We start from the raw sequence: 14,351 nt of genomic DNA, 5'->3' as shown, positions 1-14,351 counted from the left end.
AACTGAAGGTGATAGAAATGGAAACGCCAAAAATCGTTGAAGAATTAAAACCTTTTTTTGAACCAAAGGCAGTTGCTATTATCGGAGCAACGAACAAAAAAGGAAAGGTTGGAAACGTCATTTTTGAGAACTTCAAGAGGAACAAAGAGCTTGGGATCTTCAAAGGCAATATTTACCCCGTAAATCCAAAGCTTGATGAAATCGATGGATATAAAGTCTATAAGAGTGTTAAAGAACTTCCTGACGACACAGACTTAGCTGTCATCTCTATTCCTGCACCATTTGTCCCAGCCACAATGAAGGACATTGCAGAAAAAGGTATCAAAGCAGTTATCATAATAACAGGTGGTTTTGGAGAGCTTGGTGAGGAAGGGAAAAAACTAGAGAAGGAGATCTATGAAATAGCAAAGGCAAACGGAATTAGAATTATTGGGCCAAACTGTGTTGGTGTTTATGTTCCAGACACAGGTGTAGACACTGTTTTTTTACCAGAAGAAAAAATGGACAGGCCAAAGAGCGGCCCAATAGCTTTTGTTTCTCAAAGTGGAGCTTTCGCAGCAGCAATGCTTGACTGGGCTGCTTTGGCTGGGATAGGAATCGGAAAAATGGTCAGCTATGGTAATAAAATAGATGTAGACGATGCTGATTTAATGGACTACTTCATTTATGACGACCAAATTAAAGTCGTTACTTTCTACATTGAAGGAGTTAAGGATGGTAGAAAGTTCATTGAAGCTGCAAAGAGGATAACAAAAGTAAAACCCGTCATTGCACTGAAGAGTGGAAGAACTGAGTATGGAGCAAAAGCTGCCTCATCACACACTGGTTCATTGGCAGGGGCGGATGTTATTTACGATGCAGTCTTCAAGCAAACTGGAATAATTAGAGCTGAAGACTTTGAGCACATGTTTGATGTCGCTAAGGCCTTTGCAAAGTGCAAGCTTCCAAAGGGTGATAGGATTGGGATAATCACTGATGGTGGTGGAGCTGGAGTCATGGCAAGTGATGCAGTTGCTAAATTTGGCTTAAAGATGGCGCAGCTCAGTGAAGAGACTCTCAAGTTCCTTAAGGAGAACTTCCCACCACATGCAGTCGCTGGTAACCCAACTGACGTCGTGGGAGATACCGACGCTCAAAGATACAAGATTGCGATTGAAGGCTTTGTAAATGACCCGAATGTTGATGCTATTCTAGTAATAGTTCTCTTCCAAGTGCCGCTTCTTAACGAAGAGGAAATTATTGAAATCTTAGCGGACTATGCAAAGAAGAGTGAGAAGCCAATAGTGGCAGTTGCAATGGGTGGTAAAAAGACGGAGTATTATGCAAAGCTGCTTGAGGAGAAAGGAGTTCCAGTATATCCAACACCTGAGAGGGGAGTTAGGGCTTTAGCCGGTCTTGTTCAATACGTAAAATATCTGGAGAAGGTTGAAGGGGAGTGATTTTTATGAAAGAGGAAGCTTTGAAAGTTATTGAAGATGTTTTGAGCAAGGGCAGAAAAGCCTTAGTTGAATATGAGGCAAAGCAAGTTTTGAAGGCTTATGATCTGCCTGTTCCAAATGAGAAGCTTGCAAAGACTCTTGATGAGGCTCTCGAATATGCCAAAGAGATTGGCTATCCTGTTGTTCTCAAGCTGATGTCACCTCAAATACTTCACAAGAGCGACGCAAAGGTTGTTGCTCTTAACATCAAGAACGAGGAAGAACTAAAGAAGAAGTGGGAGGAGATTCACGAGAATGCTAAAAAATACCGCCCAGATGCGGAGATCTTAGGCGTTTTAGTCGCTCCGATGCTCAAGCCTGGAAGAGAAGTTATCATCGGTGTAACTGAAGATCCTCAGTTTGGACATGCAATAATGTTCGGTCTTGGTGGTATCTTCGTTGAAATCCTCAAGGATGTAACTTTTAGAATAATCCCAATTGAGGAGAAAGATGCCTGGGCAATGATAAAGAGCATCAGGGGCTATCCAATTTTAGCTGGAGCAAGGGGAGAGCCACCAGCTGACATGAAAGCTCTTGTGGAAATGATGTTGAAAGTCTCAAAGCTTGTTGACGATCTAAAAGACTACATAAAAGAGATGGACCTAAACCCGGTGTTTGTCTACAATGAAGGCGAAGGAGCAGTTGTAGTTGATGCAAGGATAATTTTGAAGTAATCTTTCTTTAGCTTTTCTCTGTTTATTCTTCTGAAATATAAAATTGGTTTTATTGGCCCGGAAAGCCAGAGGCGAAGTTCACAAAGACACATAGATAATTTATGCTGAAACGATAAGCCCAATTTTTGCCTGTTGTTAGTCCCAAACTCTTAGCATAGAGCGGTAAAACTGGGAGAATCTAGGAGAATTTTGAAGTATTTGTTTCTCACCAATGTCCTCAACATAAGGATTTGGCAGTTCTCTTTATGTTGTTAATCTAATCCTAGCATAAATGTAATCATTCCAGCTATCACACCCAGTATGAAGAACAACACTAGGGACTTTACTAAGGTTCTTATCTTTGTCTTCGAGTCTTTAATTGCAAATCCCCAGAATATCAATCCGGCGAGGGCAAGTCCTGTCCCAAGAGCATTTAATATTTCACTTCTTAACTTATCTGCTATGCTTAATATAATCATTGAAATCACAAACATTCCAACGCCAAAATACGCAATTTGGTCCATATCTTCGTCATCCACTTTCAACACCTTGCGGGTTTTGATTCTGCAAATACAAAGTTAGGAAAAATAAAAGGGCATTATCTCCTCAAAACTATTGCAATAAGGCCCAACAATATAATAATTCCGGGTCCACATATTCCCCCTTCTTCCTCTTCTTCTGGGGTTGGATATGTCTCTTCTGTAGCAGTCCAGCTCTCACTTTGTTCACTTATTGTCTCTTTTACGGGTTGTTTTCCCATGCTTTCTAGGGTGCATTGCACATTACTCTCTGCATCACTTACTTTTACACGTGCTCTTGATCCTTTAACTTCTCCTTTCGTGTTTTCAACTTGTGCCTCCGAGTTCCTTATTTTGGCACTGGTATCTTCACTTTCGGCTTTCACCTTCCAGCACATAGCGCATTGGGAGGCTCCCTCAGGAGAAAGCTTGAGAACCCACAAATCTTCATTTCCCTCTGGAGTCTTTATGTATCCTGCAGTTACAACACTGCTATCAGTAGCTGAAACTTCCCAAACCCTCATTTCTCCACCCTCACAGACTTTTCCCCAGAGCATGTTGCCCATTTCATCTAAATACAGAACGAGTGCCCCCACGGTCTGTACATCAAAGTTTTGGGTAATGCCTGTTACAACTATCTTTCTATTGATTTCCTCAATTCCCATACCTATATCTCCATATTCCCCTCCATAGGTCTTCTCCCATATGATCTCCCCTCTGTCATCAATCCTAAGAACCCAAACATCTTCATTACCGGCACCAAAGCTTGTTGTGTACCCAGCTGCAACTATATCTCCATTCTCAGTTGCACTAATTGCCCAGATTTCGTCTTCACCTTCTCTTCCGTATGTTTTCTGCCATTTAACATTTCCATTGCCGTCCAAATATAGAACCCAGGCATCTTCTTTACCCGCTCCAAAACTGTAGGTGTAGCCCCCAACAACTATATCGCTGCTCTTAACAATAGCAACATCTAGTGCAACATCTTCATCTTCTCCACCATATGTTTTTTGCCACTTCACATTACCAGCAGAATCTAAGCGAAGCATCCAGACATCATAATCTCCAGCACCAAAGCCTCCAGTGTAGCCAGCTACAATAATGTCGCCGTTTAATGCTAACGCCACTCCCAAGGCTCCTTCTCCATACTCCCCTCCATAGGTCATCTCCCACCGTATGTTGCCGTTCTTGTCCAAGCGGAGAACCCAGAGGTCGTAATCCCCAGCACCAAAGCTCGAGGTTGAGCCTGCGACGATTATATCACCGTTTGAAGCCACTGCAACAGCATAAGCGCTATCATCTCCCTTACCTCCGTAGGTTTTCTGCCATTTGATGTTTCCTTCGCTGTCGAGTCTAATAACCCAGAGGTCGTAATTTCCAGTACCAAAGCTTTCAGTTGTTCCAGCTGCTATGATGTCTCCTTCGGGTGTTACTGCGACTGTTCTGGCTTCATCATAATATTTTCCACCATAGCTCCTTGCCCATCCTGTGGGAGTTTCTATTGTGGACCCTTTGGGCGTATGGGTTGGTGTAGTCAGGACCATGGAACACTTTGTCTTAACTTCTGCGTTTGTGTTTTTGACCTGAGCTTTTGTACGGTTAACCTTTGCAAAAATAGGCCTTATGCTGACCTTTACACTTCCAATTTTAACGTTTGTGTTCTTTGCTAATGCCTTGGAGTCCTTGTAGTTTTCACAATCTGGAAATCTCCCATCTGGAGGGATTTTAATGAGAAGCATCTTAAGTGCACTCACTCCAACTGCAAAAACATTACCGTTCGCTGTGGAGACAACGTCTTTTATCTCAGTATTGCTTAAACTGCCGTAGGACTTCTGCCACTTTATGTTTCCATTGGAATCAATCTTGGAAATCCAAGCATTGGGATTGAGACTTTTTCTTTCGGTTGTTCCTGTCAAGATAATATCTCCATTCTTTAGGACTTCAATTGCATTGATCCTGTATTCCTTCATTTCATTGTATTCTTTATCGCTTCCATAACTTTTCTGCCACTGTATGTTCCCATTTGCGTTTAAACGAATTACCCATGCCTTGAAGCATTTGTCTTTGATATCATAGGTTTGACCTGCCACAATTATATCTCCATTCTCAACAACTGCGACATCATAGGCATAATACGTACTGTCTCCACCATAGGCTTTCTGCCATATTACACTTCCATTATGATTCAGCCTAAGAACCCACACGCTATCATCCCATTCAGGGTGACGAATTGAGGTTGCTATAATTATGTCTCCGTTATTGGCCAACGCCATTGAGGACTCATAACTTGAAACATATCCATCATACTTCTTTTGCCATCCGATATTTCCATCACCATGAAGCATCAGAATCCAAACGCTATTTTCTGTTTTACCTACAACAATAATATTTCCCTCTTTAGTTACAGCAACATCCCAGCAATCCTCTGCTTCCTTACTTCCATAGGTTTTCTGCCATTTAACGTTTCCCCACGTGTCAAGCCGGAGAATCCAGATGTCACCGTTTCCTTCACCATGGCTTTGTGTAACCCCAGCAACTATGATATCACCGTTCTCAGCAACAGCAACTGCTTTGGCTTCATCGTTATCTTCCCCACCATAGCTTTTTTGCCATTTTATTCCTCCATTTGGGTCTAATCGGATAACCCAAGCATCATAAAAGTTCCCCTTAGAGTACCTTGTGCCTACAATTATGAGGTCACCATCTGGAGCGACTGCAACGGCATTTCCGCTCTCTCTATCACCTTCACTGTACATCTTTATCCAATATCTTTCTTCACTTTCAACTTCAGGCACCGCAAGTGCCATCATCATAAAAACTAATAACCCCACGAGGAGTTTTCTCATACTCAGTCCTCCCCACGTCTACACAAGTACAACTGCCAAAAAGCCCACGAGGAAAAATATGCCAAATGACACTAAGAGTGTTCTTCTGAACTCATCACTCGGTGTGTTGAACTTCAAATCAGCGACCCAGATTATTGCACCAACGAAAACTATTATGTAGCCAATGAGGATCGCATATGCTGGAAATCCCGTATACGTAACTCCACTCGTTCCTGCTGATCTTTCCCAGAGGACTTTCTGACCCCAAGAGCTTAGCATAAGACCCAGTCCAGGCATAGCAGCACCTACATAGGACAATCTGCTCATCCAAACCAACCTCCACCAACTTTAACTTTTCCCGGGAATTCAGATGAAAGAACTCGATAATATCTCCTTCCCTCTTCGGGCATGAGAAAGACATATTTGAAAGTCTTCTTTCTGCCGTTATCATCTCTGTAGGTTACCTCCATTTCTGTGTATTTTTTATTGAATTTGATCTTCTGGATACCTTCCCTTGCAAAATATGGTAGATCTTCGGGCATTTCCATGTAAAGATAATTCCCATCATGGGCGTAGAACTTAAGTCCCTCCTTTACAAGGTAAAGTGCCGAGGACATATATACCTCAGTGTCGTATCTTATAAAGACTCCAGGTATTTTAAGAAGATATTTGCCCTCCGATGTCTCTTTTTCTTCTAAGTGCCTCTCTTTGGCCTTATATGCATTTTTGAGAAATTCATTCCCCTCCCTATAATACCTTTTTATTGCCTCAACCGCTTCATTGTAACTTGCGTTTTCTAGAATTGTAAATACAATTGACCCTGCATAAATATGTTCAGAGCTTATAATTGCAACAATTCTATATCTTAGCTCTTCTATGGAAGCCAGTCCTATGTGGAGACAGTGATCTACTTCAAATTGTATGGGATTGTCATTCTTTGAGAGTGGCCGCGGATATGACTTTGGAAGTTTTTCAAAGAGTCTTAGGGCTTCATCAAGCCTTAACTTCCCGAATTTAGTTCCCTTTGATCCGTCGAAAACGAGATTCTTATTAACTCCACTAACATAGATGTTTAGCTTTTTCTCCTTTGAGGTGACCCTACCAGCTGGGATATAACTTAGAGAAAACCTTTTTTGGAATCCTTCTGGTTCAGCTACAGTTTGAGGTTTAAGAACTTTTTCAGGCTCTATCTTGGGTTCTGTTCTTATAGTGTTGTCAGATTTAGTAATCTCTCTGGTAGCTTTGGTTATCTCAAGGGATGCTCCACAGTATGGACAGAACCTGAAATCTCCCCTAAGCTCTCCCCCACAGTAAGGACAAAATTTGAAGTTATGGGGCACTTCTTATCCCCTCCACTAATGAGCCGAAAACCTCACAGAAGAGGCCTTCGACCCATAATGTGTTACACTATTCAATAGTTAGTTGATAAAGTACATTCTAATAAGTTTTACATAATCTAAAAGTTATTAACAAATATTGTAAAACTTATAGTTAAAAAAATCTTTAATTATATAAAAATAAACATTACAAAACAAAAGCTATGAGCCGAACATAATTCACAACTCTTTAAGTCGAAAACCTCTTCTTGGGTTTTCGACTTAAGGGGGTGGAAAAGTGTTCTGTCCCAAATGCGGTACAGAAGTTGATGAGGAGTTTGATTTTTGTCCTGTCTGTGGTTATGATCTGAGGAAGGTCAAAGAAAAGCTTGGAATTGTACAAGGAATCCCAAGAGAAGGAGAAAAGAAAGGGAAACTAGAAGAAAAATTAAAGGTTGTAGACCATGTTGAAAAAGTACCAGAAGTTGACGGGAAGTTTTTCAGGAGAGAAACTAAGTGTAAGGTAGAGGTTTTTGGAGTTTCTGGTAATTTAGAAAAATTTACGGGAGAAAATAGGACAATAAGCCTTGGAGAATTAACACTAAACGAAATACAGGAAGTTTTTGCAAAACTTCCGAGAGAATATTCAAAAAAGGATAAAAAGGACATTATTAAAGGAAAGAAGCATCCAGTCACAATGATAATTGACAGAGAAGAAGGCACACTGTTCATTTATCTAAATCCGGACGGGACTTACCTGCTCCAGGGAGGTGTCAGAGCACTTGAGGCTGCTTTTGATATATCCTCGAACGCAGGTTATAAAGAGGCTATGAACTTAATTGAACGATTCTACACCGATGAGAAACTCTTTGAAGAATGGGAGAGGAAAATAAAGGAAGCCGAAGAAGAGGCTGAGAAAAGTAAAATTCTTGCAAAAGCAAGGGAGCTTGAGGATTATCTTGGCCCTGACCGCTATATTTGTGTCATGAGGGATGGCATAGCTAAAGGACCTGTAAGTGCCGATGGCATCCTTCTCCCAGAACTCTTTTATCCATACGAATACATCGTTGAAGTTAAGCTCAGCAAGGGATGGATTAGCTCGGGAATTGAAATCAGATATAGAAACCCAAAGAAAGGAAAAATCAAAAAGGCAAAATTCAGCATTGAAAAGGATGGATATTTCGAGCTCAAAGATGCACTGATGAGGCTGATACCTGAAAAAGTAAGCGTTAAGTAGGGGGCTCATTCACATTCTTTCCAAACAAACCCACTAAATCGTGGATAATCAGGAAGTCTATTAATCCACTTATTCCAGCACTCAAAACTCCACTCATTAACATCAAAATGGAGAAAAATAAATCCAGCCCCTTATAGGCTAGAGTTATCTTAATAGCTCTTTTTTCTCCTTTAAGAATAGCCCAAGCCAAGACAAAATTCAACACACCAAACAGAAGGTAAACCACTATTCTCTCACTAACATAATAATAGAGTAAAAAGAACGCCTGAAGGAACAGCAGATACACAGCTAGCTTCATATCTCACCACTTAGGTATCTCTCAAAGATCTCTACATATTTAAATCCATCGTCTGGAAATATTAACACTGCTGTCCCATTGTATTTGTCTCTGATCTTCTCCAGAGCCTTTACGACAGCACCAGCACTTAAGCCAATCAGTAGTCCATCTCTCCTTGCAATCTTTATGGAACCTTCAATTGCTTCTCTCTGGGTTATTTCGATTATTTCGTCTATCTTAACTTTTGGAACCCATTTTGGCTTTGTTTCTAAACGCTTTATCCCTGGGATCTTTTCTCCTTTTGCTGGGACTACTCCGACTATTTTTGTATCATAACGTTCCTTGAAATATTTCGCTAATCCAGCTATGTGGCCAGAAGTTCCTATTCCTGCTACTATGACATCTGGCTTTTTCCCTATACTCCTCAGCTGCTCATCGATTTCTCTTGCAGTATATTTGTAGTGTGCCTCAAAGTTATCCTCATTTTCAAATTGGTTTAAATTCACTGCATCGTTTTTTTCAGCTTCCTTTTTCACAAATTCTACCATTGTGGGATCTATGGTCTCAAACTCTGTCCTTATGACTTCTGCACCAAGAACTTTTAGCAGAATCTCTGTTGTCTCTGGAGTTGGCTTTGGTAAATATGCTCTAAATTTGACTCCAAGTATATTTGACAAAGATGCCATTGCAATTCCAACATTCCCAGAAGTGGCCTCAAAAAGCTTGTTCTTTCCGTTTATTTCCTTTCTCTGCTTGGCCTTCATGAGCATGTTGAAAACAGCTCTGTCCTTTATGCTTCTGCTGAAGGGGTTAAAGAACTCTAGCTTGGCAAAATACATCCCCCCTCTCATCTGAAAGTGAAAGCCTAACTAGGGGGGTTGGCTTAAAGTTTTCATAAAGCTCAAGTGTATTTGAAAACACATTCATCTTTTATCACCGAGTATTAGTATGAGTAACCATTTATAAGTGTTTCTTTCGAGGCAACGATACACAAAAATGTGTAATTAACAAGGGGTTCCAAAAACAGCCTCGTGAACTTTCTTGAATTCTCCCAACGAGCCTCTAATTATTGGATGCTTTGGCACAAAAGGACAGCCTTCCTCAGGCTCAATGCTTATATCAAATGTTCCAATCTCTTTAGCAATTTTCACAACTTCCTCTTTATCAAATCCAATCAGAGGTCTTAAGATGGGTAAATCTGTTGCTAATGAAATTATGACCAGATTATCAAGGGTCTGTGATGCCACTTGTCCTAAAGAATCCCCAGTTATAATCGCCCATGCTCCATTTTCTTTTGCTATCTCTGTGGCTTTCTTGTACATGGTGAATTTACAAAAGACACAAATCCATTTGTGTTTTTTCAGCTCAATAAGCTTTTCAAAAACAGGCGCTTGATATTCATAGACATCAACGACGACTAGCTCTTTCAGCCTTTTAGGATAGAGCTCCCTAAGTCGTTTCCAAATTTTCTGAACTTTCCTATACTTACTCTCATCCTGCTTGAAGTGAATTGGAATTACTTCTAGACCCTTTTTTAGCATCAGGTAAATAGCTACGGGTGAATCTATTCCTGAGCTGAGCAAAGCAACAGCCTTCACTATTTCATCACCTCTTTTATTTCAGCAGCCTCTCTTTTTAGGCTCTTCTCCAAAGATTTCTCTGTAGAGCTTTTTGAATTCCTCCCAGGAACCTCTAATCACTGGATGTTTTGGAATGAATGGAACTTCATCCTCTGGAAGCGTCGATAGTTCAAAAGTACCTATTTTTTTTGCTATTTCTACTATTTCTTCCTTGTCCATTCCTATAAGTGGCCTGTAAATAGGTAGATCACTCGCTTGGCTAACAATATACATATTTTCCAGCGTTTGAGATGCAACCTGTCCGAGGGAGTCTCCCATAACGATGCCTTTAGCTCCAAACTCCCTCGCTATCTTATCAGCATTTTTGACCATCATAAACTTGCAGAAGACACAAGTATAGTTTTCTTTTTTGAGCCCCTTGAGCTTCTCTATGATCTTTTCCCTTTCTTTTGGCTTAATTACAATGAGGTCCGCTTTTCCACCGTAGTGATACTTTTTGAGCTGATTCCAAATTTTCCTGACTTTTTCGAGGGTTTTTTCTCCCATGTATATGTGAACTGGAATGACTTCACAGCCTCTTTTCATCATGAGAAATGCTGCCACGGGAGAATCTATCCCACCGCTGAGCAGGGCAACAACTTTTCCCTGAGTTCCTATGGGAAGACCTCCCCAAGCCTTAATTTTGTCCACAAAGATGTACGCTTTTCCTTCCATTAGCTCAACGCCGACCTCAATGTCGTAGTTTTTCAAATCCACCTCAGCTTCGTCATTTTTCAGAATATATTCACCAACTTTAGCTTGGATTTCTGGACTTTTCAGAGGAAACTCTTTTGTAATTCGTCTTGCTGTAACTCTGAACTTCGGTTTTTCCAAATTAAGCTCTCTCTTCTTTTTGCGGAAGAGCTTTAAAGCGGTTTTATTGATTTTCTCCAGCTCAGCATCAATTTCCATCGCTGGGGAAAGGGAAACAATTCCAAATACCCGCTTTAGGACGTCTATACTCTCCTTCGCTCTATTTGTTTTGACTATTATCCTCCCATGCTTCGCAAAAACGCTCTTATAATCAATACTCTCACTGACTAAAGCTTCCCTGATGTTGTTGATCAATATGCTCTCGAACCATTTTCTCGTTTGCCTTGATTTTGTTCCAATCTCACCGTATCTCACTATCACGCAGTTGAACACCTTCTCACCCCACAGGCAGTTTTATCATTATCTCCACGTACTTTTGTATGACAACGTAAAGGGCTAAGGCTATGACATATGAGGACATTATTATGAGCTCATTCATCTCAAATATATGAGCCGCTAACTCTTTTGTCCTTGGTGAGTAATCAACGACTGCTTTCATGTATCTTGCCTTGAGCCAATGATTAATTTCGATTCCTGCAATCAGCAATACTACACCTAACAATCCCCACATTTTGCCTAAAGCGAGCATTAAAAATAATGTGGAAGCAAATATTACCCATCCACCAATGAGACCGAGCAGTATTACAAATTCAATCATATTTTCACCGTTGAGGTTTAGAAAAATCATAATAAAAAGATTCCTCAGAGTATTCTCAAAACTTCCTCAACGCTTTTCTTTCTCTTCCTGGGCTTTGTCTCTTCTTTTGGATACCCTACTGTTATCAGACCTGCAAGGCAGTATTCCTCCCTCAAGCCTGCAATTTTCTTGAGTTCTTTTTCTATGTGTTCAAAGCATGCAACTCCAATATAACAGGTGCCTAATCCAAGCTCAGTAGCCTTGAGCATTAAGTTTTCAATTGCCATTGCTGCGCTTTCTAATGCCCAGTAAAACTCCAATTTGCTGTATTTTTCATCCTGCAGAGCTTTAACATTCTTATTGATGAACACTCCTAGATAAAGCGGTGCCCTGTACATACCTTCTTCGAATCTTTTGAGTAGCTTTTTCATTTTCTCCTCTGGCAGGCCTCTTTCCCTAAAGTACTCAATATGTCCCTGCTTTATTAGTTCGTACACGTTTTCTCGAACGTCTTTGCTCTTATATGCCACAAAGAACCAGTTCTCCAGTCCGCTTGCAGTTGGAGCTCTTATGGCAGCTTTAATTAGCTCCTTTAAAGTTTCGTCATCAACTTCTCGCTCCTCATAAAATCTTACTGAGGTTCTCTTAGCTATTGCTTCGCTTAACTCCATGAAAATCACCATCTTAACGTTACGTCTTTTAACTAATTAATCTTTTTGTGAACCAAAGGTTTAAGTAATGCCCTGAGAACTCTTTTTAGGTGGAATTCATGTATGGATGGAGAGGTAGAATTGGATTAATTGTTCCATCATCAAACACCACAATGGAGATGGAGCTTCACTCTGCTCTGCCTGAGGGCGTTTCTCTTCACACAGCGAGAATGCCACTAAAAGGTATTACAGAAGAAGAGCTTTTGAAAATGAGTTCTCTTGCAGTTGAGAGTGCTAAGCTTTTAAAAGACGCCGACATTGATATAATCCTTTATGGATGTACAAGTGGCTCCTTTATTGGAGGGGCTAACTTTGAAGCTGAGCTTGAAGAGAGAATTGAGAGAGAAGTAAATGTCTCAGTAATAACAACAAGCACAGCTGTTATTGAAGCATTAAAAATACTCGATGCCCAGCAGATAATAGTGGTAACACCATATACAGAAGAGATAAATCAGAGAGAGAAGGAGTTCTTAGAGGCCAACGAATTTGAAGTTCTCGATATAAGAGGTCTTGGACTTGTTGATAATCTCCGAGTAGGGAAACTTGAACCTTACGAAGTCTATCGTATGGCCAAGGCAATGTTCATGGATGAGGCAGATGCAATTTTCATAAGCTGCACTAATTTAAGAACTTTTGAAATAATCGAAGCTCTTGAAGAGGACTTAGGTGTTCCAGTTGTTACGAGCAATCAAGCATCGCTGTGGCTTGCTTTAAGGGAATTGGATGTTAGAGAAAAGATACCCTGGCTTGGGAGACTTCTTGTGGAATACTGAACTTTTTCTGTTTTTCTTCGATTAAGTTTGACATTCATTCAGTAATTACAACGAAAATATTTTAAGCTAAATTCTCAACTTTGAATTAGTACTCACTGAGGGTGATACCAATGATTGACATTTTTCAAGAGGCTCAAAAGCTCAGCTTATATCTTGCCTATAACATCAATGTGGATGCGATAGTTTACCTTAAGACAGAACACATTGAAAAGCTGATTAGCGAGCTTGGAGCAGAGAATATAAGGAGGAGAATGGACGAGTATCCAAGAGAGATTAACGAGCCTATTGATTTCGTTGCCCGCCTTATACATGCCTTAAAAACTGGAAAGCCTATGGCTGTTCCTTTGGTAAACGAAAAGATACACACATGGTTTGATAAGAGATTTAAATATGATGTTGAGAGAATGGGAGGACAGGTTGGGATAATTGCAAACCTTCTTGCCAATCTCGACTTTAAAAAAGTTATAGCGTATTCTCCCGTTCTAGCTAAGAGACAAGCTCAGATGTTTGTTAACAAGCCAAATCTTCTTTACCCTGTTGTTGAGAATGGAAAGCTGGTTTTAAAGAAGCCGATTGAAGCATATCGTGAGAATGACCCAATAAAGGTGAACAGAATATTTGAATTTAGAAAAGGTATGAGGTTTAAGCTTGGAAATGAGATTATTGAAGTTCCTCACTCTGGCCGTTTTATAGTTGCTTCACGTTTTGAGAGCATTAGAATTGAGACAAAGGAAAATTTAAAGCCGTTTTTGCCAGAAATTGGCGAGATTGTTGATGGGGCCATTCTGTCTGGATATCAAGGCATTAAAAAGCGCTATTCTGATGGAAAAGATGCCAACTATTATCTAAGAAAGGCAAAAGAGGACATAATGCTTCTCAAGAGAAAGAAAGACATCAAGGTTCACGTGGAGTTTGCATCGATTCAGGACAGAGAGCTGAGAAAGAAAGTCATTTACAACATTTTTCCTTTAGCAGACAGTGTCGGAATGGATGAATCGGAAATTGCCTACATTCTTAATTCTCTCGGTTATCCAAAGCTTGCGGATAGGATTTTCAACTACAACAGGATTGAGGATACTGTTTTAGGTGGAAAAATAATACTTGATGAACTGAATCTTGAAATTCTTCAAATTCACACAATCTACTACCTTATGTACATCACCCATAAAGACAACCCGCTCAGCGAAGATGGGCTTAGGCAAAGTTTGGAAATCGCCACTACGCTTGCAGCAGCAAGGGCTTTTCTTGGGGACATAAAGAGCCCAGAGGACTTTAAAGTCGGCTTGAAAGTTCCATACAACGAATACGGTGAATTTGTAAAGCTTAGGTTTGAGGAGGCAAAAAGAAAACTGAGAATGAAGGAGTACAAAGTTGTGATAATTCCAACAAGGTTGGTTAAGAATCCAGTATCAACAGTAGGACTTGGGGATACAATTTCAGCGGGAGCATTCTCAAGCTATCTTGCACTACTGAGAAGAAAGGGGGTTTATTAATT

General features: G+C 40.4%; 15 protein-coding genes. 5 read left to right on the top strand and 10 right to left on the bottom strand.

Annotation, left to right across the window (positions count from 1 at the left end):
• Positions 1-17 precede the first annotated feature (17 nt).
• Entirely contained in the window at positions 18-1,439 is a 1,422-nt protein-coding gene (locus TES1_RS06470) for an acetate--CoA ligase family protein (protein WP_042681237.1), read from the top strand.
• Positions 1,440-1,444: 5 nt separating this feature from the next.
• On the top strand, positions 1,445-2,152 hold the full coding sequence (locus tag TES1_RS06465) for an acetate--CoA ligase family protein (RefSeq protein ID WP_042681235.1): 708 nt from the start codon (positions 1,445-1,447) through the stop codon (positions 2,150-2,152).
• Between the two features lie 251 nt (positions 2,153-2,403).
• Here TES1_RS06465 and TES1_RS06460 read toward each other — a convergent pair whose 3' ends face one another.
• From TES1_RS06460 to TES1_RS06445, 4 genes are read right to left on the bottom strand one after another with little or no spacing between them, the layout of a single operon-like run.
• A complete protein-coding gene (locus TES1_RS06460; protein ID WP_042681233.1) occupies positions 2,404-2,670 on the bottom strand; it encodes a hypothetical protein in 267 nt (88 codons plus the stop codon).
• A 59-nt stretch (positions 2,671-2,729) separates the two neighbouring features.
• Entirely contained in the window at positions 2,730-5,495 is a 2,766-nt protein-coding gene (locus TES1_RS10730; RefSeq protein ID WP_051408187.1) for an NHL repeat-containing protein, read from the bottom strand.
• Between the two features lie 18 nt (positions 5,496-5,513).
• Positions 5,514-5,801, bottom strand: coding sequence for a hypothetical protein (locus TES1_RS06450; RefSeq protein ID WP_042681231.1), 288 nt, complete (start codon positions 5,799-5,801; stop codon positions 5,514-5,516).
• Positions 5,798-6,814 carry a zinc ribbon domain-containing protein gene (locus tag TES1_RS06445; RefSeq protein ID WP_042681228.1) on the bottom strand — a complete coding sequence of 339 codons (1,017 nt, stop codon included), beginning with the start codon at positions 6,812-6,814 and terminating at the stop codon, positions 5,798-5,800. Before TES1_RS06445 ends, TES1_RS06450 begins: the two co-directional genes overlap by 4 nt.
• A 274-nt stretch (positions 6,815-7,088) precedes the next feature.
• Between TES1_RS06445 and TES1_RS06440 the strand changes: the two genes are divergently transcribed.
• A complete protein-coding gene (locus TES1_RS06440; RefSeq protein ID WP_042681226.1) occupies positions 7,089-8,027 on the top strand; it encodes a zinc ribbon domain-containing protein in 939 nt (312 codons plus the stop codon).
• Here TES1_RS06440 and TES1_RS06435 read toward each other — a convergent pair.
• The 6 genes from TES1_RS06435 to TES1_RS06410 form a co-directional block, all read right to left on the bottom strand.
• Complete coding sequence (locus TES1_RS06435; protein ID WP_042681224.1) at positions 8,020-8,325, bottom strand: hypothetical protein; 306 nt, start codon at positions 8,323-8,325, stop codon at positions 8,020-8,022. The genes TES1_RS06440 and TES1_RS06435 overlap by 8 nt on opposite strands.
• Positions 8,322-9,143, bottom strand: a complete 822-nt coding sequence (locus TES1_RS06430; RefSeq protein ID WP_042681222.1) for a cysteine synthase family protein — start codon at positions 9,141-9,143, stop codon at positions 8,322-8,324. The genes TES1_RS06435 and TES1_RS06430 overlap by 4 nt, the downstream gene beginning before the upstream one ends.
• 165 nt (positions 9,144-9,308) lie before the next feature.
• Positions 9,309-9,902, bottom strand: a complete 594-nt coding sequence (locus tag TES1_RS06425) for a 7-cyano-7-deazaguanine synthase (protein WP_042681220.1) — start codon at positions 9,900-9,902, stop codon at positions 9,309-9,311.
• A gap of 21 nt (positions 9,903-9,923) precedes the next feature.
• Positions 9,924-11,069 carry a tRNA uracil 4-sulfurtransferase ThiI gene (thiI, locus tag TES1_RS06420; protein ID WP_042681218.1) on the bottom strand — a complete coding sequence of 382 codons (1,146 nt, stop codon included), beginning with the start codon at positions 11,067-11,069 and terminating at the stop codon, positions 9,924-9,926.
• Between the two features lie 4 nt (positions 11,070-11,073).
• Positions 11,074-11,394 carry a hypothetical protein gene (locus TES1_RS06415; protein WP_042681215.1) on the bottom strand — a complete coding sequence of 107 codons (321 nt, stop codon included), beginning with the start codon at positions 11,392-11,394 and terminating at the stop codon, positions 11,074-11,076.
• A 44-nt stretch (positions 11,395-11,438) separates the two neighbouring features.
• The gene (locus TES1_RS06410) at positions 11,439-12,044 is read right to left on the bottom strand and encodes a nitroreductase family protein (RefSeq protein ID WP_042681213.1); all 606 of its coding nucleotides are present in this window, start codon (positions 12,042-12,044) and stop codon (positions 11,439-11,441) included.
• Between the two features lie 98 nt (positions 12,045-12,142).
• Here TES1_RS06410 and TES1_RS06405 point away from each other — a divergent pair, with 98 nt between their 5' ends.
• Both TES1_RS06405 and pfkC read left to right on the top strand, forming a co-directional pair.
• On the top strand, positions 12,143-12,856 hold the full coding sequence (locus TES1_RS06405; RefSeq protein WP_042681211.1) for a maleate cis-trans isomerase family protein: 714 nt from the start codon (positions 12,143-12,145) through the stop codon (positions 12,854-12,856).
• A 110-nt stretch (positions 12,857-12,966) separates the two neighbouring features.
• Entirely contained in the window at positions 12,967-14,349 is a 1,383-nt protein-coding gene (gene pfkC, locus TES1_RS06400; protein ID WP_042681209.1) for an ADP-specific phosphofructokinase, read from the top strand.
• The last annotated feature ends 2 nt before the right edge of the window (positions 14,350-14,351 follow it).

Origin of the sequence: Thermococcus paralvinellae (assembly GCF_000517445.1) — an archaeon.
In the GTDB taxonomy this organism is placed as follows: Archaea; Methanobacteriota_B; Thermococci; order Thermococcales; family Thermococcaceae; genus Thermococcus_B; species Thermococcus_B paralvinellae.
This window is presented reverse-complemented; position numbering and strand designations above follow the sequence as displayed.